This is a genomic window from Rhodococcus ruitaii (genome assembly GCF_055230935.1).
This window is the reverse complement of sequence record NZ_JBUYWC010000023.1, coordinates 22,126-45,424: the sequence shown is the minus strand read 5'-3', so window position 1 is coordinate 45,424 and position 23,299 is coordinate 22,126. Positions and strand designations below refer to the sequence as shown.

Annotated in this window: 21 protein-coding genes; 12 read left to right on the top strand and 9 right to left on the bottom strand. The window is 64.9% G+C overall.

Going from position 1 to position 23,299, the window contains the following annotated elements; all coding sequences use genetic code 11:
- Positions 1 to 24 precede the first annotated feature (24 nt).
- From ACZI8W_RS24250 to ACZI8W_RS24225, 6 genes are all read left to right on the top strand, one after another.
- A complete protein-coding gene (locus ACZI8W_RS24250; RefSeq protein WP_463371081.1) occupies positions 25 to 978 on the top strand; it encodes an ABC transporter permease in 954 nt (317 codons plus the stop codon).
- Positions 975 to 1,877, top strand: a complete 903-nt coding sequence (locus ACZI8W_RS24245; RefSeq protein ID WP_463371080.1) for an ABC transporter permease — start codon at positions 975 to 977, stop codon at positions 1,875 to 1,877. Before ACZI8W_RS24250 ends, ACZI8W_RS24245 begins: the two co-directional genes overlap by 4 nt.
- A gap of 78 nt (positions 1,878 to 1,955) precedes the next feature.
- On the top strand, positions 1,956 to 3,527 hold the full coding sequence (locus ACZI8W_RS24240; RefSeq protein ID WP_463371079.1) for an ABC transporter substrate-binding protein: 1,572 nt from the start codon (positions 1,956 to 1,958) through the stop codon (positions 3,525 to 3,527).
- Positions 3,528 to 3,630: 103 nt separating this feature from the next.
- Entirely contained in the window at positions 3,631 to 4,569 is a 939-nt protein-coding gene (locus ACZI8W_RS24235) for an ABC transporter ATP-binding protein (protein WP_463371078.1), read from the top strand.
- On the top strand, positions 4,559 to 5,605 hold the full coding sequence (locus ACZI8W_RS24230) for an ABC transporter ATP-binding protein (protein ID WP_463371077.1): 1,047 nt from the start codon (positions 4,559 to 4,561) through the stop codon (positions 5,603 to 5,605). The genes ACZI8W_RS24235 and ACZI8W_RS24230 overlap by 11 nt, the downstream gene beginning before the upstream one ends.
- A gap of 171 nt (positions 5,606 to 5,776) precedes the next feature.
- Positions 5,777 to 6,238 (top strand): pyridoxamine 5'-phosphate oxidase family protein, encoded by a 462-nt coding sequence (locus ACZI8W_RS24225; protein WP_463371076.1) that lies wholly within the window; start codon positions 5,777 to 5,779, stop codon positions 6,236 to 6,238.
- Positions 6,239 to 6,288: 50 nt separating this feature from the next.
- Here ACZI8W_RS24225 and ACZI8W_RS24220 read toward each other — a convergent pair whose 3' ends face one another.
- Genes ACZI8W_RS24220 through ACZI8W_RS24205 form a run of 4 tightly spaced genes read right to left on the bottom strand, consistent with a single transcriptional unit; the run spans position 6,289 to position 10,876 of the window.
- Positions 6,289 to 6,579, bottom strand: coding sequence for a DUF3263 domain-containing protein (locus tag ACZI8W_RS24220; RefSeq protein ID WP_463371075.1), 291 nt, complete (start codon positions 6,577 to 6,579; stop codon positions 6,289 to 6,291).
- A gap of 52 nt (positions 6,580 to 6,631) precedes the next feature.
- Complete coding sequence (locus ACZI8W_RS24215) at positions 6,632 to 8,059, bottom strand: FadD3 family acyl-CoA ligase (RefSeq protein WP_463371074.1); 1,428 nt, start codon at positions 8,057 to 8,059, stop codon at positions 6,632 to 6,634.
- Entirely contained in the window at positions 8,056 to 9,237 is a 1,182-nt protein-coding gene (locus ACZI8W_RS24210) for an amidohydrolase family protein (protein ID WP_463371073.1), read from the bottom strand. Before ACZI8W_RS24210 ends, ACZI8W_RS24215 begins: the two co-directional genes overlap by 4 nt.
- Before the next feature lie 40 nt (positions 9,238 to 9,277).
- Complete coding sequence (locus ACZI8W_RS24205; protein ID WP_463371120.1) at positions 9,278 to 10,876, bottom strand: AMP-binding protein; 1,599 nt, start codon at positions 10,874 to 10,876, stop codon at positions 9,278 to 9,280.
- A gap of 138 nt (positions 10,877 to 11,014) precedes the next feature.
- On the opposite strand from ACZI8W_RS24205, the gene ACZI8W_RS24200 reads away from it, so the two are divergent.
- Positions 11,015 to 11,731 (top strand): enoyl-CoA hydratase/isomerase family protein, encoded by a 717-nt coding sequence (locus ACZI8W_RS24200; protein WP_463371072.1) that lies wholly within the window; start codon positions 11,015 to 11,017, stop codon positions 11,729 to 11,731.
- 301 nt (positions 11,732 to 12,032) lie between these two features.
- On the top strand, positions 12,033 to 12,758 hold the full coding sequence (locus ACZI8W_RS24195) for a M23 family metallopeptidase (protein ID WP_463371119.1): 726 nt from the start codon (positions 12,033 to 12,035) through the stop codon (positions 12,756 to 12,758).
- A 70-nt stretch (positions 12,759 to 12,828) separates the two neighbouring features.
- Here ACZI8W_RS24195 and ACZI8W_RS24190 read toward each other — a convergent pair whose 3' ends face one another.
- Positions 12,829 to 14,796 (bottom strand): M13 family metallopeptidase, encoded by a 1,968-nt coding sequence (locus tag ACZI8W_RS24190; protein WP_463371071.1) that lies wholly within the window; start codon positions 14,794 to 14,796, stop codon positions 12,829 to 12,831.
- A gap of 174 nt (positions 14,797 to 14,970) precedes the next feature.
- On the opposite strand from ACZI8W_RS24190, the gene ACZI8W_RS24185 reads away from it, so the two are divergent.
- Positions 14,971 to 16,143 carry a serine hydrolase domain-containing protein gene (locus ACZI8W_RS24185; protein WP_463371118.1) on the top strand — a complete coding sequence of 391 codons (1,173 nt, stop codon included), beginning with the start codon at positions 14,971 to 14,973 and terminating at the stop codon, positions 16,141 to 16,143.
- Between the two features lie 12 nt (positions 16,144 to 16,155).
- Here the strand turns inward: ACZI8W_RS24185 and ACZI8W_RS24180 are convergent, their stop codons facing one another.
- Genes ACZI8W_RS24180 through ACZI8W_RS24170 form a run of 3 tightly spaced genes read right to left on the bottom strand, consistent with a single transcriptional unit; the run spans position 16,156 to position 18,936 of the window.
- Positions 16,156 to 17,091 (bottom strand): PaaI family thioesterase, encoded by a 936-nt coding sequence (locus ACZI8W_RS24180; RefSeq protein WP_463371070.1) that lies wholly within the window; start codon positions 17,089 to 17,091, stop codon positions 16,156 to 16,158.
- Positions 17,092 to 17,125: 34 nt separating this feature from the next.
- Positions 17,126 to 17,764: a response regulator gene (locus tag ACZI8W_RS24175; RefSeq protein ID WP_463371069.1), complete on the bottom strand. Its 639-nt coding sequence runs from the start codon at positions 17,762 to 17,764 to the stop codon at positions 17,126 to 17,128.
- Complete coding sequence (locus tag ACZI8W_RS24170; RefSeq protein ID WP_463371068.1) at positions 17,761 to 18,936, bottom strand: sensor histidine kinase; 1,176 nt, start codon at positions 18,934 to 18,936, stop codon at positions 17,761 to 17,763. Before ACZI8W_RS24170 ends, ACZI8W_RS24175 begins: the two co-directional genes overlap by 4 nt.
- Positions 18,937 to 19,051: 115 nt before the next feature.
- Here ACZI8W_RS24170 and ACZI8W_RS24165 point away from each other — a divergent pair, with 115 nt between their 5' ends.
- Complete coding sequence (locus ACZI8W_RS24165; protein WP_463371067.1) at positions 19,052 to 19,588, top strand: hypothetical protein; 537 nt, start codon at positions 19,052 to 19,054, stop codon at positions 19,586 to 19,588.
- 93 nt (positions 19,589 to 19,681) lie between these two features.
- Here ACZI8W_RS24165 and ACZI8W_RS24160 read toward each other — a convergent pair whose 3' ends face one another.
- Entirely contained in the window at positions 19,682 to 20,713 is a 1,032-nt protein-coding gene (locus ACZI8W_RS24160; protein WP_463371066.1) for a sigma-70 family RNA polymerase sigma factor, read from the bottom strand.
- A gap of 239 nt (positions 20,714 to 20,952) precedes the next feature.
- On the opposite strand from ACZI8W_RS24160, the gene ACZI8W_RS24155 reads away from it, so the two are divergent.
- Together ACZI8W_RS24155 and ACZI8W_RS24150 are read left to right on the top strand one after the other, a co-directional pair.
- Complete coding sequence (locus ACZI8W_RS24155) at positions 20,953 to 22,356, top strand: ABC1 kinase family protein (protein ID WP_463371065.1); 1,404 nt, start codon at positions 20,953 to 20,955, stop codon at positions 22,354 to 22,356.
- Between the two features lie 117 nt (positions 22,357 to 22,473).
- A complete protein-coding gene (locus ACZI8W_RS24150; RefSeq protein ID WP_463371064.1) occupies positions 22,474 to 23,283 on the top strand; it encodes a crotonase/enoyl-CoA hydratase family protein in 810 nt (269 codons plus the stop codon).
- The last annotated feature ends 16 nt before the right edge of the window (positions 23,284 to 23,299 follow it).

Here is a 23,299-nt window from a genome sequence, read left to right as displayed (position 1 = left end):
TATCGCGATGAAAGTTGAGTTCGGATGATTTCCACGGTTTCCACACGAGTGGGGCGCAGCATTCTGGTTGTCCTGCTGGTAACGATTGCGGTTGTTGCCCTGCTCAGCTTCGCGCCGGGGTCGGTTGCCCAGGTCATCCTGGGGGAAAACGCAACGCCCGAAGCGGTCGCGAACATGAATTCCGAACTCGGTCTGGACCAACCGTTCTGGGTGCGCTATTTCGACTGGCTCGGCAACGCCGTCCGTGGTGATCTCGGAACATCGCCGCTCACCGGGCAATCTGTGAGCGAAGCCATCGTCGAGCGCCTCCCCGTCACGCTCCAGCTCGCGGCCATGGGCCTGATCATCGCGCTGGTCGTGTCCCTCGTGATGGGCATCATCTCGGCGTCACGTCCGGGCAGCAAGGTCGATCGGGCAATCAACGGACTGTCTGCGGTGTTCCTCTCGGTGCCCGCCTTCATCGCAGGTCCGGTGCTGATCTACTACTTCGCCATTCAGCTGCAGATCTTCCCGGTGATGGGCTGGTCGCGAATGAGTGAAGGCCTCGGCGACAATTTGCGCGGTGCGATCCTTCCGGCCATCGCGATCGCCCTCACCGAGATTGCCGCATTCCATCGGCTCTTGAGAACCGACCTCATCGGCACCCTTCGCGAGGACTTCGTTGCGTCGGCGCGTGCGAAGGGGATGCCCTCCTGGTACGTGATGATGCGGCACGCACTGAGGCCGTCGTCGTTCTCTCTCATCACGGTCGCCGGCATCAACCTCGGTCGTTTGATCGGCGGCACTGTGATCGTCGAAACGCTGTTCGGTCTACCGGGGCTGGGGCAGTTGGTTGCCTCGTCGATCACGTCACGTGACGTAATCATGGTGCAGGGCATCGTCGTCTTCATCGCGGTCGTGTACGTCGGGATCAACACCCTCGTCGACCTCAGCTACCAAGTCATCGACCCGCGGGTCAGGAAGGTGGTCGGAGCATGACGCAGGTCGCGCTCGAGAAGCGTGGAGACGGCCTCTCCACAGAAAAGACCGCGGACGCGCTACCCGACGTCCCCAAGGTCAAGAAGACGCGTTCGATTCTGGTCTACCTGTCGATTGTGTGGCTGGTGGTCATCATCGGCGCGGCGATCCTCGCAGGCCTACTTCCCATCGCGCCCTACGATGTCCCGATCGGATCTCCGCGCCAGCCACCCTCGTTCGAGTCACTCGACACCCTCCTGGGAACCGACACGCTAGGCCGATCGATGCTCTCGCGCATCATCTACGGCGCGCAGGTATCGCTCGTCATCGGTGCCGTCGCCGGCTTGACCGGCTTCACGATCGGTTCGTTCTTCGGCCTGATCTCCGGCTACTTCGGCAAGAAGCTCGACTCCGTGATCACCCTGATCACCGATGCCATGCTTGCGTTCCCCCCGCTGATCCTGCTGCTCGCGCTGGCGTCGATCCTGACCCCGAGTGTGGAGACCATGCTGCTGGGCCTCGGTCTGATGGCCGTTCCGTCGTTCATCAGATTGTCCCGCGCAAATACGCTTGCGTGGTCATCGCGTGAATTCGTCAGGGCTGCAAAGAATATGGGAGCCGGAAACGGCCGAATCCTGTTCCGAGAGATCATGCCCAATGTGATCGCGCCCCTCGCGTCTTACCTGCCCATCGTGATGGCGGCGCTCATCGTCGCTGAGGGCTCCCTGAGCTTCCTCGGCCTCGGTATTCCGCCACCGCAGCCGAGCTGGGGCGGGATGATCAACGACGGAAAGGACGCGCTGTCCACCTCGCCGCATCTGGTGATGGTTCCCTCTCTCGTCATCTTCCTCACGGTGTTCGGCCTCAACCAGGTAGGCGATCACCTCCGCACCAAGTACGACCGCACGCTGCACGACTGAGTCATCTCGCCGTGCACCGGTCGTCCTTCCCCAAACTACTTGAACCACGAGAGGCCGAGAATGATCCGACACAGACGTATGGCAGCCGCGTTCGCAGCTGCCTGCTCCGCGGCCCTGGTTCTGGGTGCATGCGGCTCCGGCGGAAACTCCGGGTCTGCCAGCAATTCGACCGCGGCCACAGTGGAGGCCGGCGATCCTGTCGCCGGCGGCACTGCGCGCGTCCTGCAGATGGGTGAACCGCGGTCGCTCGACCCCGCTGCCCTGTCCAACACCTGGGCGCACCAGCCACTTCTCGGCAACGCGCTCTACGGCACGTTGATGATCACGAACAACGACACGTTCGAGCTCGAATACAAGATGGCCACGGACTTCTCGAGCGACGACGGTGGCAAGACGTTCACTCTTACCCTGCAACCCGGTCTGGTCTTCAGCGACGGAACTCCTCTCGATGCTGCTGCGGTGAAGTACAACTGGGATCGGCTCAAGGATCCGGCCCTGGGATCCACGACCATTCGCCAGGCAGTGGAGGTGGAGTCCACCGAGGTCGTCGATCCGGTGACTCTGCGGGTCACGATGGTCGAGCCGAACCCACAGTTCGGTCAGGCGCTCGTTGCAGGTGCCCTCAACTGGGTTGCCTCTCCGGCGGCGCTCGAGCAGGGGCGTGAGGCGTTCGACCGAAACCCGATCGGTGCAGGCCCGTTCACTCTGACCAATTGGGCGCGTCAGGATGCGATCGAACTCGAGAAGAACCCGCAGTACTGGGACGCGCCGAAGCCCTATCTCGACAACCTGACCGTTCGCACCGTCGCCGACGCCAATCAGCGTTCGAACACGATGACCACCGGCGGTGCCGATCTGACCGCGGAGACCAGCTGGACCAACGTCAACAAGGCCGACGCCGCAGGGCTCCAGTACGTCGTGACCTCCACCGGCGGCGGCCAGTATGTGGGCATGAATCAACGTCGTGCGCCCTTCGACGACGAGCGTGCGCGTCGTGCAGTATCGCTGGCCGTCGATCTCGACGCCGTGAACACCGTTGTCTACAACGGTGAAGGAGAAGTTCCCGCCACGTTCTTCCCTGAAGATTCGCCGTTCTACGCCGATATTCCACTCGGCGAGACGAATACCGAAGAAGCGCAGAGTCTCTTCGACGAGCTCGCAGCAGAAGGCAAGCCCGTCTCGTTCACCTTCCTGTCGTACCCGACCACCGAGAGCCGCGTCCTCGCGGAGTCGATCCAGGCCCAGCTCAGTGCATTCGAGAACGTCGAGATGAACGTGGAGGTCACCGACTTCGCAGCAGTGACGGCCCGAGCAGGTGCACGCGACTTCGACATGCTCATCTCGTCCGCGATCACCCAGGACCCCGACTACGCACTGTCGATGGCGTTTGCGTCGGACTCCACCGGAAACTTCATGGGCGTGGACAACCCCGAACTGGATGCGGCGCTCGAACGCGGCCGGTTCGGCGCGACCCAGGACGAGCGCAAGGAAGCATACGACGAAGTGCAGCAAATTCTCGCCGACACAGCGGTGGGCCTCTGGTACACGAGGGCGCTGCCGTCGGTGACCTTCAGCGAGGACACCCACGGAGTCGAACTCTTCACACTCGGCGCGACCCTGCCCGAAGAGCTCTGGATCAGTAGCAACTAGCCGACACGACTGAAAGGGCCGGCTCACCGTGAATACTCAGCCGCTTCTCGAAGTGAGAAATCTACGTGCTTACATCGGCACGCCGCGAGGCACCGTCCGCGCTGTGGACGATGTGTCGCTGACCTTGGATTCCGGACAGGCGCTGGGTATCGTCGGTGAGTCCGGCTCCGGCAAGTCGGTCATGGCCCGCGCGATCATGGGTCTGATGCCGCCGCGCTCGGGTCGCTCGGGCGAGGTCACCTTCCAGGGGCGTGATCTGTTGTCCCTGAGCAAGAAGGAAAAGCTGGAGATCTGGGGTAACCAGATCGCCATGGTCTTCCAGGATCCTGGCCGCTCCCTCAATCCCGTTGTACGAGTGGAGCGTCAGCTCACCGAGGGGATGCGACGACACCTCGGAGTGAGCAAGTCCGAAGCCCACGATCGCGCCCTGAAACTCCTGGACGAAGTCGGTGTACCCGATCCGGAGCGGAGATTGCGCAACTATCCGCACGAGATGTCCGGTGGCATGCGTCAGCGCGTGATGCTCGCGATCGCGCTGGCATGTGAGCCGGATCTTCTGATCGCGGACGAGCCGACCACAGCTCTGGACGTGACGGTGCAGCGTCAGATCCTCGACCTCCTCCGGCGCGTACAACGTGATCGGAACATGGCGATGATGCTCATCAGCCACGACCTCGCCGTCGTTGCCGGTCGTACCGACCGGGTGGCTGTCATGTACGCGGGGCGTCTCGCCGAGATAGGTGCCACCCGTGAAGTATTCGACGCTCCGATGCATCGTTACACCCATGCGCTGCTGGGTGCGACGCCCTCGATCGATCACGAGCGACATTCTCCGCTACGTCTGATCGAAGGGTCGCTTCCCGACCCGACCTCGCCCCCTGAGGGGTGCAGGTTTGCTCCTCGCTGCTCGCACGCGGAGGACGCATGCTCGGCTGCGCCGATCGAGCTCGAATCATTCGGCGTCGATCACGACGTCGCATGCACGAACCCCGTCAAGATTCCGGTGGGGTCTGTATCCGGAGGTGAATCACATGGCAGGTAGTGGTACCGCGCATCTGCGCGGAGATGAAGCGTTGCTTTCGGTGCAGGACCTCGTCGTCGAGTACCCGTCGAAGGCCGGCACGGTGCAGGCGGTGTCGAAGATCAGTTTCGATCTGCTTCCCGGCGAGACGCTGGGCATCGTCGGCGAATCCGGGTGCGGAAAGTCGACCACCGGCCGTGCGGTTCTCCGTCTCGACCGGGTGACGGCGGGCCGGATCCGTTTCGGCGACGAGTGGATCGAGGATGCGAGCGAGAAGCACATGCGCTCGCTGCGCCGCGACATGCAGATGATCTTCCAGGATCCGGTGTCGTCGCTCAATCCGCGTCGCGCGGTCAAGGACATCGTGGTCGAAGGTTTGACGGTTGCCGGCGCGGATGCCGACGAGCGCGGGAAGAAGTCTGTGTCGATGCTCGAGCAGGTGGGACTTCCGGGCGACCGGTTCGCGGAGATCTTGCCCCGGCAGTTGTCCGGTGGCCAGGCGCAGCGTGTCGCGATCGCACGTGCGCTTGCGCTCGGACCGCGTCTGTTGATCTGCGACGAGCCGGTGTCGGCGCTGGACGTGTCGGTCCAGGCGCAGATCCTCAACCTCATCGAAGAACTCAAGGCGGAGTTCGATCTGACGGTCGTGTTCATTGCGCACGACCTCGGTGTGGTTCGCACCGTCAGCGACAACGTGATGGTGATGTATCTGGGCAAGGTCTGCGAGTTCGGTGACTCCATCGAACTCTACGACGACCCGGCGCATCCCTATACCAGGGCGCTACTGGATTCGGTTCCCTTGACCGACCCCGACAAGGCTTTCGCGGGGCCGGCACTGGCAGGTGATGTGCCTTCGCCGCTCGCCCCGCCGGCGGGGTGCCGCTTCCGGACACGATGCCCGAGCGCGCAGAGCCGGTGCGAGGAGGAAGAACCGGAGATGCGTGAGGTGCGTCCGGGGCAGTACGCGGCGTGCCATTTCCCGCTGCCCTCTGTCGTGGGACGCAAGAATCTGTTCGAGGTCGGGACCATCGACCTCGAGGAAGCCGAAGCGTCGTAGGTAACGCTCCGGTGGAGAGCACCGCATCGAAGCGACGCAGTGTCGGGCCTGGTAGGTGCCGGCAGCGCGATGGTTGCGGCGGCAGTGACCCTCGCTTCCGCGTCCGATTCTCGGTCGACACGAACTCGGATGACGTGAGGAGTGCGGCTCGACAATGAGGAACGGGGATCGATGACCAGCCAACGACGAGGCACCGCAATCGCGATGTCCGATGACGAGCGCGACGAGTTCCTACAGAGTCAGCCGGTATGCCGGGTTGCGACCCTCGGGTCGGGTGGCCCCCACTTGAGCGCGCTCTGGTACATCTGGGATGGAAAGGCGTTGTGGCTCAACTCTCTGGTCCGTAGCCAACGCTGGACCGACATCGATCGCGATGCACGGCTTTCCGTGATCGTGGACGACGGGGGCTCCGACTTCATGAGGCTTCGCGGCGTGGAACTACGCGGCCGCGCAGCGATCGTCGGTGAAGTGCCACGTCGCGGCGATAATGTCGACGAACTTGACTATCCTGAAAGGCTTTTCGCGGACAAGTATGCCGGCGGGCGCGGCTTCTCCTACGATGGACGGCATGCGTGGCTGAAGCTCGAGCCGACGACGATCGTGAGCTGGGATTTCAGCAAGCTGCGTAAGTGACGGCCATTGAGCGGTGCTCCGGCGCAGCAGGACCGTACCGGAGCACCGCGTCAGGCCGAGAGCTTGCTGAGCGGGTGTCGGGGCGAGACGAGCTTCGCCCGGTCGCGGTCGGCAACCGACCGGATATCGATAGCGCCGATCCGCTCGTCGCAGACCTTGACGAGTTGATCGAGGATATCCGGGTCGAGCCGATTCCACCGATCTCGCGTCAGGAGCACGCGCAACCGGTGGAAGAACTCCGGTGGGCTGATGCCGAACTCGACGAAGATGTCTTCGTCGGGGCCGCCGTTCCAATGTCTCCACTTCAAGGCGAAGGCCAGCATTGCAGCTTCGTCTCTCATCGTGCCTCCTCCTGTTGTGCGGTAATGGGTCTCTGTGCGGTGGTGATTCGTACTACCGCAGTTGGTTTTTCATGACTTTTCCGGTGGCGCCGAGTGGCAGCGCATCGAGATATTCGACGAAGCGGGGCGCCTTGAATCCCGCCATGCGAGCCCGGCTCCATGCGATGAGGTCGCCGACCGGCACCGGATTGCTCGACACGACGAATGCTTTGCCGACCTGGCCGAGCCGGTCGTCGGGAACGCCGATGACGGCAACCTGGTCGACGGCGGGGTGTTCGAGGAGAAAACCCTCGATTTCGGCGGGGTAGGCGTTGAACCCCCCGACGATGAACATGTCCTTCTTGCGGCCGACGATGCGGAGCCGCCCCTCGTCGTCGAGCGTGCCGAGATCGCCGGTCTGCAGCCAGCCCTCCTCGTCGATCGCCTCGGCGGTGGCCTGCGGATCGTCGAAATAGCCCTGCATGACGTTGTAGCCGCGGATGAGCACTTCGTTGTCGTCGGCGATGCGAATCTCGATGCCGTCGCACGGTGTCCCGACCGTGGTGGCGATCTGCTCGAACGTGTCGCCGGCTCGCGACGCGGTGGCAGTTCCGCCTTCACTCAATCCGTACCCGGTCATGATCGTCTCGAAAGGTAGTTCGTTCTTGATACGCCGGATGAGGTCGACCGGGATGTCCGCGGAGCCCGTCACAGCGGCGCGCAGCGACGAGAGGTTGCGGGCGCTCGCCGAATTCAGTAGCGATTGGTAGAGGGTCGGGGGGCCGGGCAGCATCGTGACCTTCTCGCGTTCGACGAGTTCGAGGACGGCATCGACGTCGAGTACGGGGATCGGAAGGACCGTCGCGCCACGGATCATCGAGGCGATCAGGCCGGCCTTGTAGCCGAACATGTGGAAGAACGGATTGACGATCATGTAGCGGTCGCCCTGACGTAGATCGGCGAGATCGCACCATTCCGAGAACATCCGCAGGGTCTGCGTGTGGTTCATCATGACGCCCTTGGGGCGACCTGTGGTGCCCGAGGTGTACATGATGTCGGCGATATCGTCGCCGCGTACCTTTTCTTCGAACGGCTCGCCGCTGGAGAGGAAGTCGGACTTCAGATCGAACACCGGTACGGGTTCGGTGACTGTGAAATCCTGTCCGAGGAAGTCCTTCTGAACGAGCACGGCCTTCGCTCCGCTTCGGCGGATGATGTCGCCGGCCTCGTCCTCCCGGTAACGGGTGTTGATCGGGACGAGGACTCCGCCGGCGGTGAGCAGACCGAACGCGGCGATTGCCCACTCGGCCGAGTTGGGACTCCAGATCGCCACCCGATCGCCCTTGCGGATGCCGGCGTCGGCGAAGGCACCGGCGGCTCGACGGATCCGATCGGTGAGTTCGGTGAAGGTGATCCGGAGGTCCCCGTCGACGACCGCTTCGGCATTGCCGAAGCGATCGCCCGAACTCAGGACCATCTCGGGGATGGTCTGCCAGTTCATACCTTCAGCAGCCTCGCGAGGTTGCCGCCCATGACCAGCTTCTGGTCTTCCAGCGGAAGGTGTTCGACGTGCTTGATGTAGGTGGTGGGCTCGGCGAGACCTTCCGGGTGCGGGTAGTCGGACCCGAACAGCACGCGCTCGGCGCCGATGAGGGCGGTCAGCTTGCTGAAGTCCTCCTCCCAGAACGGGCTGACGTGGATGCTCTTCTTGATCGCCGCGACCGGATCCTGCATGCCGAAGCCCTCGGGTGCCTTCTTGTAGGTGTCTTCGAGGGTTTGCAGCACGTGCGGGAGCCAGGAGGCGCCGTTCTCGATGACCGCGATCCGCAGTTCCGGGAAGCGGAAGAGCGCACCGTGGCACACCCACGACGCGACCGCGTCCTGGATCGGGCGCCATTCGCTGACCATGCGGAATGCGTTGGTCACGAATGGGAGCATCTCGGCGCCGGTGCCGTCCCACTCCTGGTTGTACCGGGCGTAACCGCTGTCGGAGGAGTGTTGGGTGACGAGAACATCGAGTTCGACGACCCGCTTCCAGAACGGGTCGAACTCGGGGAGCGCGAACGACCTCGGTCCCCTGAACCCGGGGACCGGCGCGGGACGGACGAGGATCGCCTTCGCGCCGCGCTCGACACACCACTCGAGCTCTTCGATCGCCTTCTCGACGATGGGCAGGCTGATCACCGGCACCGTGTAGATGCGGTCCTTGTAGTTGAATCCCCAGGTCTCGTAGAGCCACTGGTTGAGCGAGTGGACGACCGCGTGGATCAGATCCGGATCGTCGCGCATGCGCTCTTCGACGAGGCTGGCGAGCGTCGGAAACATCAAGGTGCGCTCGATCTGCAACTCGTTCATCAGCTCGAGACGTGCGGCCGGCTCGCGGAAGGCCGGGATCGACTTCATCGACTTGCCGAAGATCTCCCGCTTGCTCTTGCCCTCGGGATTGCCGTTCTTGAAGTAGTCCTCCATCGCACCGGGCCGGGCGACGACCTCGAAGGTCGGGTTGGGGATGTACTCACTGATCTGATTGCGGATCGCAATCTTGGTGCGGCCGTCGACCTGGACGTACTTGATCGCGCCCTTGTACTTCTCCGGGAGGAACTTGGTCAGGGCCTCTTCGGTTTCGTAGAGGTGGTTGTCCGCGTCGAACAGCTGGTACGGCAATTCTTTCGCTGTCATCAGAAATGCTCCTTCTCTCTCTGTGAGAATACTATTCTCTTCAGTTGCGTGCCGCAATGTCCTTTCGGACCACGAATTTCTGAATCTTGCCGCTTGCAGTGCGGGGGAAGTCTGTGACTTCGTGCAACTCCTCGGGCCACTTCTGCTTTGCGACTCCGGCCTGCGCGAAGTGCGTCCGTACGTCGTCGAGGGTCGGCAAGGTGTGTCCCGGATGTAGCCGAAGCACCGCCGCGGTGTGTTCGCCGAGTCGGTTGTCGGGAGCGGAGACGGCTGCGGCTTCCGCGACCGACGGGAGGGCAAGCAGAACCTCCTCCACCTCGAGGGCGCTGATGTTCTCACCGCCGCGGATGATGAAGTCGGCCTTGCGATCGGTGATGGTGAGATACCCGTCGTCGTCGAGGACTCCGATGTCACCGGTGTGGTACCAGCCCTCGTCGTCGAACGCCTTCGCAGTCAGTTCGGGGTCGGTGTAGCCGGCGCACAGATCTGGTCCGCGGCTGAGGATCTCGCCGTCGTCGGTCAGGCGGATCTCGACGCCGGGCGCGGCGTTGCCGTCGGTGTAGAGCCGCTTGTCCTCCGGGGCGGTCACCAATGAACTGGTGATCGACGGATGCTCGGTGCTGCCGTACGCGCGGAAGACGATGATGCCGTAGTCGGCGAGCCGCCGGGTCACTGCTGCCGGGACCGTGGAACCGCCGAGTCCCGCGTACTTCATGAAAGGGATGTGCCGTTCGGGGACGAAGTCGGGGTGGTCGACGAGGCTCGTCATGAAATAGGTGGCGCCGCCGCCCACGACGAGTGCCTCGCTCTCCATGAGTTCGAGCGCCCGCTGGGGGTTCCACACGTCCAGTAGACTGATCGGGCTGCCGTCGAGGATGGGGATGAGGAAGGCGTTGACCATGCCGATGAAATGGCCGACCGGCGCCGCCGTCAGCTGCTTACCGCGGTCGGACGGGTACCGCGCGGCGAGCTGCCGGGTCTCGCATCCGAGGCTCCGGTGGCTATGTATCACGCCCTTGGGATTGCTCGTGGTGCCGGACGTGAACGCCAGGAGTGCAGCGGCGGCAGTGTCTGCGGGGAGTACACCCTCGAACGGCTCGTCGTCGAGCAGATCCTCGAAGGGGACTGCTGAGCCCTGTACTGTTGAGCCCTGTACTGCGGATCCCTGCATTTCGCCGGCGTCGGAACCGACCACGCCCACGATCGGAACCGCGGCACACACGTCCGGCGCGAACTCCATGTTTCCGAAACGTGCCGCGCTCACGAACACCTTCGGCCTGGCCTCGCCCAGGATGTAGGAGAGTTCCTTGCGTCCGTAGAAGTGGACGATCGGCACGACCGCGGCGCCGAGGAACGACGAGGCCCAGAACACCGCCGCAGCCTCCATCCAGTTGGGCAGCTGGAACGCCACCGTGTCGCCGGGGCCCACGCCGCGCTTGCGTAGGCCGCCTGCGAGTCGGCGAGCCACGAGTTCGACGTCGGCGAAGGTCCCCTCCCAGGGCCGTACCTCCGAGAAGATCCGGAACTCGGTGTCCGGAGTGGCCTTCAGGCCGCGGGCGAGAAGGTCGCCGAGGGTGTCGCGTGTCCACCACCCTTCGTTTTCGTAGCGTTCGACGAGCTCGGGGGGTATCTGCCGCATCTGTTGCGCTCCAGGTAGGTACGGAGCCGCGCCGAGGTACACCGCGGCGTCGGCGGAGTTCCTGTCGGCCTTCACCGACATGTGAACATGTTATTCTCATCAGACAAGAATTCCAATATCACTTGGGAGAATTACCCTATGGTCGAGCTCGAACTGGACGAGGGACTCGCGCTCCTCACGATCGATCGTCCACAGGCGCGCAACGCGATTTCGCTCGAGACGATGGATCGTCTCGACGAGAAGCTCGACAAGGTCCGCGATGCTCGCGTGCTTGTCGTCACCGGCGCCGGCGATCGCGCCTTCGTCTCGGGGGGTGATCTGAAGGAGCTGGCCAAGCTACGAACGGTGGACGAGGCTGCGGGCATGGCGCGCCGCATGCGGACGATCTGCGACCGTATCGCTGCTTTTCCGGGGCCTGTGGTGGCGGCACTCAACGGTCATGCACTCGGGGGTGGTGCGGAGTTCGCCGTGTCGGCCGACATCCGCGTCGCCGCCGACGACATCAAGATCGGGTTCAATCAGGTCTCGCTCGCGATCATGCCCGCGTGGGGTGGGGCGGAGCGACTCGCTGCGCTCGTGGGTCGAGGGAAAGCGATCATGCTCGCGGGGTCCGGCACGATCCTCGGTGCCGAGGATGCTCACCGCATCGGACTCGTCGATCTGGTGCTGCCGCGCGAATCCTTCGACGCGGGCTGGCGGTCTCTTGCGCGCTCACTCGTCAATGAATCCTCGGGTTCGATCAAGCGCGTCGTATCCGGCGCGACGCCGGAAGAGGCGATCGATGCGTTCGCGCACCTGTGGGTCGCCGATGCTCATTGGGAGGCTGCGGACAAGGTGATGAACCGAGGGAAATAACGAAGGCGGTCGAGTGAGCCCCGACACATTTTCGAGCGGCAATGCCGGAATGCGTGATTCTCCCTGATGTGCATGTGGCTCGTGTGGGGCTATTTCGGACATTTTGACTACCTGCAATCGGGCGATCGTCAAATCGACACGCCGCGAACAGGCGTGAGACACGTACTCTGTGATGGATTCGTAACCCTTTCGTTACCGAGAGGCCATTCAGAGGAACGCCGCTTTGTCTTACACAGCCGAGAATTCTGCTTCGTCCGTCACGCACCGACGCCGCCCCGCCGCCGCGCGCTTGGGGAGGTGGGTGTCGGTGGTCCTCGTGACCGGGGCCGTCACGGCGGCCGGAACGACGGCTGCCAACGCCACCGATACGACTGGCGCCGACGCCACACTGCGCGCGCAGGCCGGGCTCTCGTGGACGGGGAGCAGCGAGGCGCTGTCCACGGCGCCGCAGGTGCTGTCCATCCCCGGGGTCGACGCTTCGAGCTACACCGAGAAGCTGCGTAAGGCCACCGAGCGCGAACAGCAGCGGATCGCCGAGGCGGCAGCCGCTCATCAGGCAGAGTTGGACCGCCTCGCGCGTGAGGCGGCGGAGCAGGCCGCGCGAGAGGAGGCTGCGCGTCGCCCGGCATCGGTTTTCCCGGCCGCTGGCGTCTTCACCTCCGGTTACGGTGCCCGGTGGGGCACCAACCACAACGGCATCGATATTGCCGGCCCCATCGGAACTCCGATCCTTGCCGTCACCAACGGTCACGTGATCGAGACCGGCCCGGCATCAGGATTCGGGCTGTGGGTCCGCGTGCAACAGGACGACGGCACCGTCGGGGTCTACGGGCACATCGACCGGTCGCTGGTCTCGGTCGGCCAGCAGGTCAGTGCCGGCGACCAGATCGCCACCATGGGCAACCGTGGCCAGTCCACCGGCCCGCACCTGCACTACGAGGTGCACCTCGCAGACGGCGCCAAGATCGATCCGGCCCCGTGGCTGGCGAACCGCGGAATTCCGATCCCCGGCACCCACCGGTCCTGAGGTACCCGCACCAGGGCAACGACCACGGCTCCCGCACACCTCGCCGGTGCGCGGGAGCGGTGGTCTTCGATCACCAGATCTTCACACGCTCCTCCGCGTCGAGGTAGAGTGCGTCGCCCTGCGTCACATCGAACGCCGTATAGAAGGCATCGATGTTGCGCACGACACCGTTGCAGCGGAATTCCGGCGGGGAGTGCGGGTCTACGGCGAGCCGCCGCGTCGCCTCCTCGTCGCGGACCTTCGTTCGCCACACCTGTGCCCATCCGAAGAACACCCGCTGCAGACCTGTCAGCTCGTCGATGACCGGAGGTTCGTCATCTCCGGTCGCGATCTCGTATGCCTTCAACGCAATCGACAGTCCGCCGAGATCACCGATGTTCTCACCGATCGTGAAACTGCCGTTGACGTGCTGGCCGGGAAGAGCCTTCGGTTCGAACTCGTCGTATTGGGCGATGAGAGCTGCTGTGCGCTTACCGAATTCGGCGCGATCCGAATCCGTCCACCAGTTCTCGAGGTTGCCGTCGCCGTCGTACTTGGCGCCCTGGTCATCGAATCCGTGACCGATCTCGTGCCCGATGACCGCACCGATCCCGCCGTAGTTCGCGGCGTCGTCGGCATGCAGATCGAAGAACGGCGGTTGCAGGATCGCCGCAGGGAAGACGATCTCGTTCATGCCCGGGTTGTAGTAGGCGTTGACGGTCTGGGGAGTCATGAACCACTCGTCCCGGTCGACGGGTCCTCCGAGTTTGGCGAGTTCGTGGTCGTACTCGGCCCCGTAGCTGCAGCGGTAGTTGCCCACCAGGTCGTCCGGGGTGATCGTGACCGCCGAGTAGTCCCGCCACTTGTCGGGATAGCCGACCTTCGGGGTGAACTTCTCGAGCTTACGGAGCGCCGCCTGACGGGTCTGAGGGCTCATCCACTCCAGATCGGTGATGCTCTGCCGGTACGCCTCGGTGAGGTTCTCGACGAGCACCTGCATCCGCGTTTTCGCCTCGGCCGGAAAATGGCGTTCGACGTAGAGTTTTCCGACAGCCTCACCGAGAAGATCCTGCACGAGTGACACGCCGCGCTTCCACCTGTCGCGGATCTCCTCGGCGCCGGTGAGCGTGCGGCCGTAGAACGCGAAGTTCTCGTCGACGAACCCGTCGGCCAGATACGGGGCCCGTGCGCGCAGGATCCGCCACGACGCCCAGGCCTTCCAGTCATCGAGTGACTCGCCTGCCCACACCTGGGTGAACACGTCGAGGAAGCTCGGCTGCCGCACCACGATCTCGGCCCACTGCTCCGCAGTGGCGCCCGTCGCGGCGATCCAGCCGGACCAGTCGAAATCGGGGAGATCGGCGAGCACCGACTCGAGGGTGACGAGGTTGTATGTCAGATCGGCATCGCGACGCTTGACGACGTCCCAATGCCCCGCGGCCAGCTTCGATTCGATCGTGAACACGCGCTGCGGATCGTGATCGAGGCCCGCGAGTGCGAACATCCGGCCGATGTGCGCGACGTACTCGTCGCGAATCTCGGCGTACTGCTCCTCGCGGTAGTAAGACTCGTCGGGCAGACCGAGGCCGCCCTGCGCAACGTGCATCAGATAGCGCTGGGAGTTCTTCGAATCGGTGTCGACGTAGTGGCCGAATGCACCGCCGACACCTACCCGCTGCAGCCGTCCGAGCACCGATGCGAGTGCGGCGCGGTCGACTGCACCCGAGACCGACGACAGTTCGTCGGTAATCGGCCCGAGTCCGGCGGCCTCGATCGTGTCGGTATCCATGAAGCTCGTGAACAGGTCGCCGATCTTCTGCGCATCAGTCCCCGGTGTGGCACCGGAGTCGGCCGCTTCCCCGATGATCGTTCGTACGTCGACCTCGGCCTTGTCGGCGAGGGTGCGGAAGGCGCCGTCGAGGGCGCGGTCGGCGGGGATTTCGTGTTCGGTGAGCCAGCGGCCGTTGACGTGCTCGAACAGGTCGTCCTGGGCGCGGGTGCCCTCGTCGACATGGTCGAGATCGATTCCGGATCGGGTCTCCGAGTGCGCAGTGGTCATGCTGTACATCCTTACACTCGTAACGGTCTTGATGCAGTAAGCGCTCGAACGCCGGGGAACGCGCACGCGACCTCCGGCCGATCCCTACCATCGGGTCGGGAAAGCTACGGACGGGAGAAGAACACGGTGGCCAGCGGCGACGAATCGGTGTCGAAAGCGGCGCTACGCACGGAGATGATCGTCGATCAGCGATTCCTTCCCGTCGCCGACCTCTTCTTCCGGATGTTCGACAAACCGAGTCAGGGCGGCGGTGCAATCGCGGCGTATCTGCACGGCGAACCTGTTCTCGACGTGTGGGCCGGATGGGCCGAGAAGCAGCGTCGCTGGGTCGGCGACACCGTCGTGCTGTCGTTCTCCACCGGCAAAGGTGTCGCCAGCACCGTGTTGCACCGCCTCGCCGAGCAGGGGCTGGTGTCATACGACGCACCGGTTGCGCAGTACTGGCCCGAATTCGGCGCGGCCGGGAAAGACACCATCACCGTCCGTGAGCTCATGTCCCATCGCGCGGGTTTACACAAGATCCGCGGGCTCGTGCCGGGCCGATACGGTCTTCTCGACTCGGAGAAGGTCGCTACGGCACTCGCGGCAGCGCGGCCCGACCAGCGCAGGCTGACCGGGCCGGGCTACCACGCCGTCACTTACGGAAATCTCGTCGCGGAGGTCGCCGCGCGGGTCTCGGGAGTGCCGTTCCAGGACCTCGTCCGGCAGGAGATCGCCGAGCCGCTCGGCGCGGAGGATTTCGATGCAGCGGAGTTCTGGTATCGCGTACCACCCGAGCAGCGACACCGCATCGCGCGACTGTTCCCCAAGGTCAACTTTCTGCCCGCGCCGTGGGCAACCGCGGGCGCAGTGATGTCGCGGATGCCCGGTGTCAAAGGTCTCGCCGAGGCCGGCATGGCCGATGGGTTCGACGAGGTGATGCGCAGTCCCCGAGCCCACGACGCCGTGATGCCGGGCTGGAATGGAGTGTTCACCGCACGCTCACTCGCCCGGATGTACGGCGCGCTCGCGAACGGGGGTGCACTCGCCGGCGGTGACCATCGGTTGCTGAAAGAGGAGACCGTCGAGCAGTTGCTCGAGGTACAGACACGGCGGCGCGACTACGTCCTGGGGTTTCGTCCCAATTGGCGACTCGGCTACCACCCAGCCTGGGTTGCGCTGCGGCCGCAGCCGCTCAGGTCCATCGGGCATTACGGTTTCGGCGGTTCCGGGGCGTTCGCCGATCCCGAGACCGGGCTGTCGTTCGCCTTCGTGACCAACCGGTTGGGCAATGCCTACACCACGATCTCCGACGGACGGTTCCCGCGTCTCGGGGGAGCAGTGGTCACCGCGGCTCGGCGAGGCTAGCGATCAGCAGGGTCAGCGATCAGCAGGGCCGGCGAACAACTGCACACTCGCATACGCCCGCACGAACACGGTGCCGTCCTCGCCGGTGAGTAGCGTTTCCAGCGACGCGAGACGCCGTCCGGCCCGCACCACGTCGGACTGCACCTGCACGAGCGGTCCGGGTACCGCGGGGGAGCGCAGGTAGTCGAGGGTGACCTGAAGCATGCGGTACTGCCCACCCTGGTCGGTGAGGGTGTGCGCAGCGAGACCGGTGACGATCTCGGCGATCGAGAGCAGCACACCGCCCTGGATGGAACCGAGAAGGTTGGTCATCCATTCGCTCGGAGCGACGGTGGCGCGCACCGCACCGCGGTCGACGCTGTGCACCCGAAGACCGTGCATTGCGGCGAGTGGGCCTCTCGGCAGCGTGCCGGCAGCGACGCCGCGGACGATGTCGAGGCCGGACTTGGTGTCGAGGACGTGGCCGTCGATCCAGGGTTCGTGCTCGTCCGGGGCGGTGAGGAAGCCGGAGGTCTCCGCGCCGGCGCCGTCGACAGGCGCGCGTCCGACGACGATGGTCCGCCCGATCAGATGCAGGATGAGGTTGCCGTCCTCGTCGACGATCTCGGCGGACGACAACCCCGAGGTCGCGTCGGAATGCAGGCTCAGTCCGACCCCGGAGACCTGGCCGGCGCGGGGGAACGGATTCGCGGTCGATGCTGTGAGTTGCGCGAGCACGCTCTGAGCGCGGACCCCCGTGCGGTGCTCACGTGCGACGCCGGCGGGGGCTGCTCCGACGATGTCGGACAACGCGCCGAGCGCTGAGATCGTGACCTGCCCGCGGTGGTCGAAGAACTTGGGGCCGACCGTTTGGGTCACCGACACCGCGTCGGGTGGGGACACGCTCACTCCGACCCCCGAGTACGCGGCTGGCCGGTCGATCGGGAACGTGCCAATTTCGAGCGTCATGCACAGATTCTCGCTCAGAGTCCGGTGGGCAAGCTCACCGGGACTCGTGCGCGAGGATCGCGGCCTGGATCCGCGACTGCAGATCCAGTTTGTGCAGAACCCGCGCGACATGCGTTTTCACGGTAGTTTCGCTGACTCCGAGGCGGGTGGCGATCTGCCTGTTCGACAGGCCCTCGCCGATCAGGTCGAACACTTCGCGTTCCCGGCCGGTGAGGCCGGCGAGACCTGGAACCGGCGCCGGCGTCCGCTCACGCACGGCAGCGAACGCGTCGATCACCGCGCGGGTGATTTCGGGCGCGAGCACCCCATCGCCCGCATGCACGGTGTGGATCGCGTGCAGGAGCGCATCGGCGGGTGCGGATTTGAGGAGGTAGCCCCCCGCACCCGCCCGCAGGCTGTCGAATACGTACTCGTCGATCTCGAAGCTGGTGAGCACGAGGACCCGGCTACCGGTCTCCGAGGTGATGATGCGGGTCGCAGTGATGCCGTCGGTGCCCGGCATCCTGATGTCCATCAGCACCACATCCGGTTGCAGTGCGCGTACCTGGGATACCGCAACGGCCCCATCGGCTGCTTCGCCGACCACTTCGATGTCGGGGTCGGAGTCGAGGATCATCCGCAGGCCACTGCGGATGGCGGTGTGGTCGTCGGCCAACAGTACGGTGATGGTCACCGGGGGTCTCCGTTTCGCAGGGGCAGATGCACTTCCGTGTGCCATTGGTGCTCGACGATCCGAGAACCGGCACGCCCGCCGATCGCGGCGGCGCGTTCTTCGATGTTGCGCAATCCGTGCCGGCCTTCGCCTCGACCATCTGCGACTACGGCGCAGGAGTCATCGGCGCGGAGTGGATTCGAAATCCGGATCGTCAACTCGCCACAGCCGGCCGCGAGAACCACGAGTATCGGTTGCCCGGGCGCGTGCTTGGTGGCATTCGTCAAGGCTTCCTGGACGATGCGGTACGCGGTCACATCGACTTCGGCGTCGAGTTCGGGTAGGCCGTCTGCATCCACGGTCACGGTGCTGCCGCTCGCCTCGGCCGACGCCACGAGAGTGGTCAGATCGGAGAGTCGCCCCGCGGTGGCGGCCTCATCACGGGCGTCATCGCTGCGCAGCAACGCGACCATCGATTGCATCTCGCGGAGGGCATCGACGCTGTTGGCGCGCACAGACTCGAGGACCGTCATCGCTTTGTGCGGGTCGCGGTCGCGGAGCCGTATCGCGGCCTCACTCTGAATGGCGATCGCCGACAGGTGCCCGGCGACGATATCGTGGAGATCGCGCGCGAGGTGTTGTCGTTCCACGGTGATCGCGGCCGCGCGGTCGAGTTCCGCGACCTGGGCCAGCGCCTGTGCTTTGACGCGTTCGGCTTCGGCGGCGTCGCGGTGGGTACGCACCGACCGGGCCCACCACACAGGCAACGAGACGAGCAGCGCACCCATGGCCGCGACGAACACCGCCGCCCGCAGTTCTCCCGTGTAGATACCGAATCCCACGGCGAGCGCCGCGATCGGCACGACCGGCGCCCTCTCCAGAAACACACTCAGCCGAGCGCTTCCGTACAGTGCGGCTGCGAACAGCAGGTCACTGTAGGCGAGCCACACCGGCAGGGACAGACCGAGGGCGAAGTCCACCGCGACGGGAACCGCGGCGAGAGCGAGGGCGATGAGCGGATGTGATCGGCGAAGCAGGAGCGGACCGCACACGGCAGCGAGGATGAGCAGGCGCACCTGCGTCGACGGCCCTTGCTCGTCGAAGACGAGGGCACCGAGGTCGAGCCGGTACAGCACCGCTCCGAGCATGAAGTAGGCGAGTGCGATGAGTGCAGACGCGTAGCGGTCGATCACACTGCCATTCGATCACAGCGATCGCGTCGTTTCGGCCGTCGTCATCCGAAGTGATGATGCCCTCCGAACCGTTCGGCGGACGCGCCCCACTCGCTCCCGGCGAGATGCTCGACCCATGTTCACCAGCCACATCACCGCGTTCATCATCGCCAGCGAGGTCGGGTTCTGGGTTGTCCTCGCCCTCGGGCTCGTCCTTCGGTACCTGCTGCGCCTGCCGAAAGTCGGTGCGGTGGTCCTCGCACTGATCCCGGTCATCGATGTCGTGCTCCTCGGTGCGGTGGCACTGGATCTGCGTAACGGCACGGAAGTCGGCTACATCCACCGCATCGCCGGAATCTATCTGGGGGTGAGCGTCGCGTTCGGACCGAGCATCGTCCGCTGGGCCGATCGTCGCTTCGCCTACCTGTTCGCCGACGGCGAGAAGCCCGCGCCGGCGCCGAAGGAAGGGCCGGAAGCGCTCCGGCACCAAATCGCAAGCTTCGGGCGCTGGCTCATTGCAGCAGGAATCAGTGGCGCGGCAGTCTTGGGCCTCGGCGCGACGGTCGCCACCGACGCACAGAGCGCCGCCCTCAACTCGATCTTCCCCACACTCGGAATCATTACGGCGATCTGGCTGGTCACAGGGCCGGTGTGGGTACTGAGCAAGGCCTGATCGTTCGTGATGAGTTTCCGTCGGCTGCGCCAAGCAGTGGGCGCCCGAGGGCGAGGGTGCGGTCAGGCCTGAACGCCAGGAACCGCCACGACTTCAGCGTCGGCCTGTCGGAAACTCCGGCAGGCCGAAGCGCGCGAACAACCCGACGGTGTCGTCGCTGAAGAAGACCGTCGCGTGCGCGACCTTGCCGTCGACGATGTCGAGCACCTGGAGCTGAAACGGACGATGCTGCCCATCGTCACCGCGCATGTAGAGTCCGAGGGCAGGCTGACCGTTCGCCACCGTGGGAAGCAAGATCTGATCGCCCGGGCCTTTCGCCGGACAGTTGCACTTGATCAGAGTCACGATGGCGTCGGCACCTCGATACCAGCCGTCGAACGGCGGCATTTCCCAGATGGCGTCCTCCGTGAGCATTGTGACGAGCGAGTCGATGTCGTACTTCTCGAACCCCTCGACCCAGCGCTTCACGAGCGCACGGGTTTCGGCGCTGTCGGGTTCGCTGAGTTCGGCGTTCGAGCTGCGGGAGTCGCGCATCTGTGCGCGGGCACGTTGCAACAAGCTGTTCACTGCGGCGGTGGTGGTATCGAGCGCCGCGGCAACTTCGCTTGCGCGCCATTGCAATACATCGCGCAACAGGAGTACCGCGCGCTGCCGCGCCGAAAGGTGCTGTAGCGCAGCGACGAACGCAAGCCGGATCGAATCGCGTGACGCGACGATCGTTGCGGGATCGCTCGGGTCGTCGGTATGGCCGTCGTCGGTGTAGCCGCCGGGTACCGGCTCGAGCCAGGGGATTTCCTGACGGGAGACGAGGTCGTCCGTCGGGTCGGAACTGGGTGCACCCAGCCCGGTGGGCAGGGGTCTGCGTTTGCGTCCGTCGAGCGCCGTGAGGCACACGTTGGTGGCGATGCGGTGCAGCCACGTACGCAGTGACGAGCGACCGCCGAAGTTGTCGTATCCGCGCCACGCCCGCAGGTAGGTCTCCTGCACCAGGTCTTCGGCGTCATGGAGGGAACCGCTCATGCGGTAGCAGTGCGCGAGCAGTTCGCGCCGGTACGGTTCGGCGGCATCCATGAATGTGGCATCGCCGAGACCACTCGATGTCGTGTCAAGGAGCTGTTCTGGCATGGTCTCCGCCCTCGGTCGACAGTCTGAACAACTACCTGACCGAGAGTAGTCCCGGGTACCGACACACAACAGACCGAGAAGTCTTCCGATGGAGGTCACGGGCACTTCGATTGCGCTTGTTCACCGGGTAGCGTGCACGAAGCCGTGTCTCGGTGGGTCGCGGAGCGAAAGATTGGGGGTCGGTGTTGCACGAACACACCGGGGGGAACGATGAGCCGGGTGGGGAAGCGCCGGATGGGATGGGGCCCGTGGGCCCGTTCGCGGGTGGGCCACCACCGGACGCACTGTATGTCGAAACTCCGCCGCTCGACAGGTTCGGGCTCGCGGAGCTCGGACGCGCAGTCGTCGTCGCGTGTGCGCTCGTCGCGTTCGTGACGTGGGCGGTGTTGCGGTGGGCTGCGATGAGCGTGGTCGGGCGTGCACCCCGTCGCAGTCTCGTCGACGCCGCCGCGCACGGCACGGTCGACGCATTCGAACATCTCGGGCCGACATTCGTGAAGCTCGGGCAGCTCGTCGCATCGTCGCCGGGCCTGTTTCCGGCGCCACTTGCCGACGCCTGCCTGCGCATGCTCGACGACGTACCCACCTTCGAGTCCGAGCAGGCTCGTGCAGTCATCGAGGAAGATCTCGGGCACCCGATCGGCGAGATGTTCTCATCGTTCGATGACGTGCCGCTCGCGGCGGCCTCGGTCGCGCAGGTCCACGGATGCGTTCTCCGCGACGGGCGTGAAGCCGTGATCAAGGTGCAACGGCCCGGGATCGCGCGACGGATGCTCGTCGACCTGCGCGCGGCCTACGTCGGTGCCAAGATCCTGCGGATCTTCGAGTTCTTCCGGATCGCGAACACCCCCGCGATCATCCGCGATCTCTACAACGCGACGATGACCGAACTCAACGCCGCGGTCGAGGCCGACCGGCAGGATCGCTTCCGCGACAACATCGGGGCCTTCGGCGACAACCGGTTCGTCGCCGTGCCCGAGGTGTACTGGAATTGGTGCGGTCCACGGGTGATCTGCATGGAACGGTTGAAGGGCACTCCGCTCGACCGTGTCGTGCCGGGGGAGGGCGGTCTCGACACCGCGCTGTTGGTTCGGCGCGGGGTGAAGGTGTGGATCGAGGCGGTGCTGTTGCACGGCCCGTTCCACGGCGATGTGCACGCTGGGAATCTGTGGCATCTCGACGACGGACGTGTCGCGCTCCTCGACTTCGGGATCGTCGGCGAACTCCCCGAACAGTGGCGGACTGTGTTGCGCGAGCTGTTCCGCTCGGCCTTGCTCGACGGCGACTTCTCCTCGGTTGCGAAGAGTATCCGCGAGCTCGGGGTCTCGGAGGATCTCGATGTCGACGACGCGGAGGTCGGCAGGCAGGTGGCGGAGACCTTCGGGCCGCTGCTGGGGCAAGACCTCTCGGAGTTGCGGCTGAGCGCGTTGATCGGTGCGCTCGTGTCGCTGGGGCGCCAGTGGAACACCACGAGTCCGGAGGAGCTGGTGTTGTTCGGTAAGCAGGTCGGTTACTTCGAGCGATATGCGACCGCTCTCGCACCGGGTTGGGTGCTGGGCCGAGATCCGTTCGTCTTCCGCAATGTCTTTCCCGAGGAAGTGGCCATACGAATCGCCGAATCGGGCGTGAGCCTGCCCGATTGAGCGAATTGCACAGGTGGTCTTTACAGTCCTTTGCGCACGCCGTAGTTTAACGATCGTTCGACCCAGTTCGTTGGTTCGGCATCGTCGACGACATCGCAACGGAAGGATCACGACCTCATGAGTGCATCGCAGGACGTCGTACTCGCCGCACGGGACGGCCACGTCGTCACGTGGACGATCAACCTGCCCGAGGCACGGAACCCGATCTCCGGTGACGACGTCGTCGAACGCCTCGTCGAGCTCGTCGAGGAAGCGAACGACGACGTCGAGACTCGCGTCGTCATCCTCACCGGCGCAGGCTCTGCGTTCTCTGCAGGCGGCAACGTCAAGGACATGGTCGATCGAACCGGCATGTTCGCCGGCGCTCCGCATGCACTCCGCGAGGGGTATCGCCGCGGAATCCAGCGGCTACCCAAGGCGATCTTCCACTGCGAGGTTCCCATCATCGCGGCCGTCAACGGACCCGCCGTCGGCGCGGGCTGCGACCTCGCGATGATGTGCGACATGCGGGTCGCCTCGACCAAGGCATTCTTCGCGGAGAGCTTCGTCAAACTCGGCATCATTCCCGGCGACGGCGGCGCATGGCTGCTGCCGCGCGCGATCGGTGCTGCCCGCGCCGCCGAGATGGCCTTCACCGGTGACCGCGTCGATGCCACGACCGCGCTCGACTGGGGCATCGTGTCACAGGTCACCTCACCCGAGCAGCTGCTCGAGACCGCACGTGCGCTCGCCGACCGCGTCGCCGTCAACCCGCCGCACGCGCTGCGCATGACCAAGAAGCTGCTCCGCGAAGGACAGCGCGTCGACCTCGACACCCTCCTCGAGCTGTCCGCGTCGCTGCAGGCGCTGTCCCATCACACCGAAGATCACCGAGAAGCGCTCGCCGCGTTCATGGAACGCCGTCCGGGCAACTTCACCGGCAAGTGACTTCCGAGACCGAAGG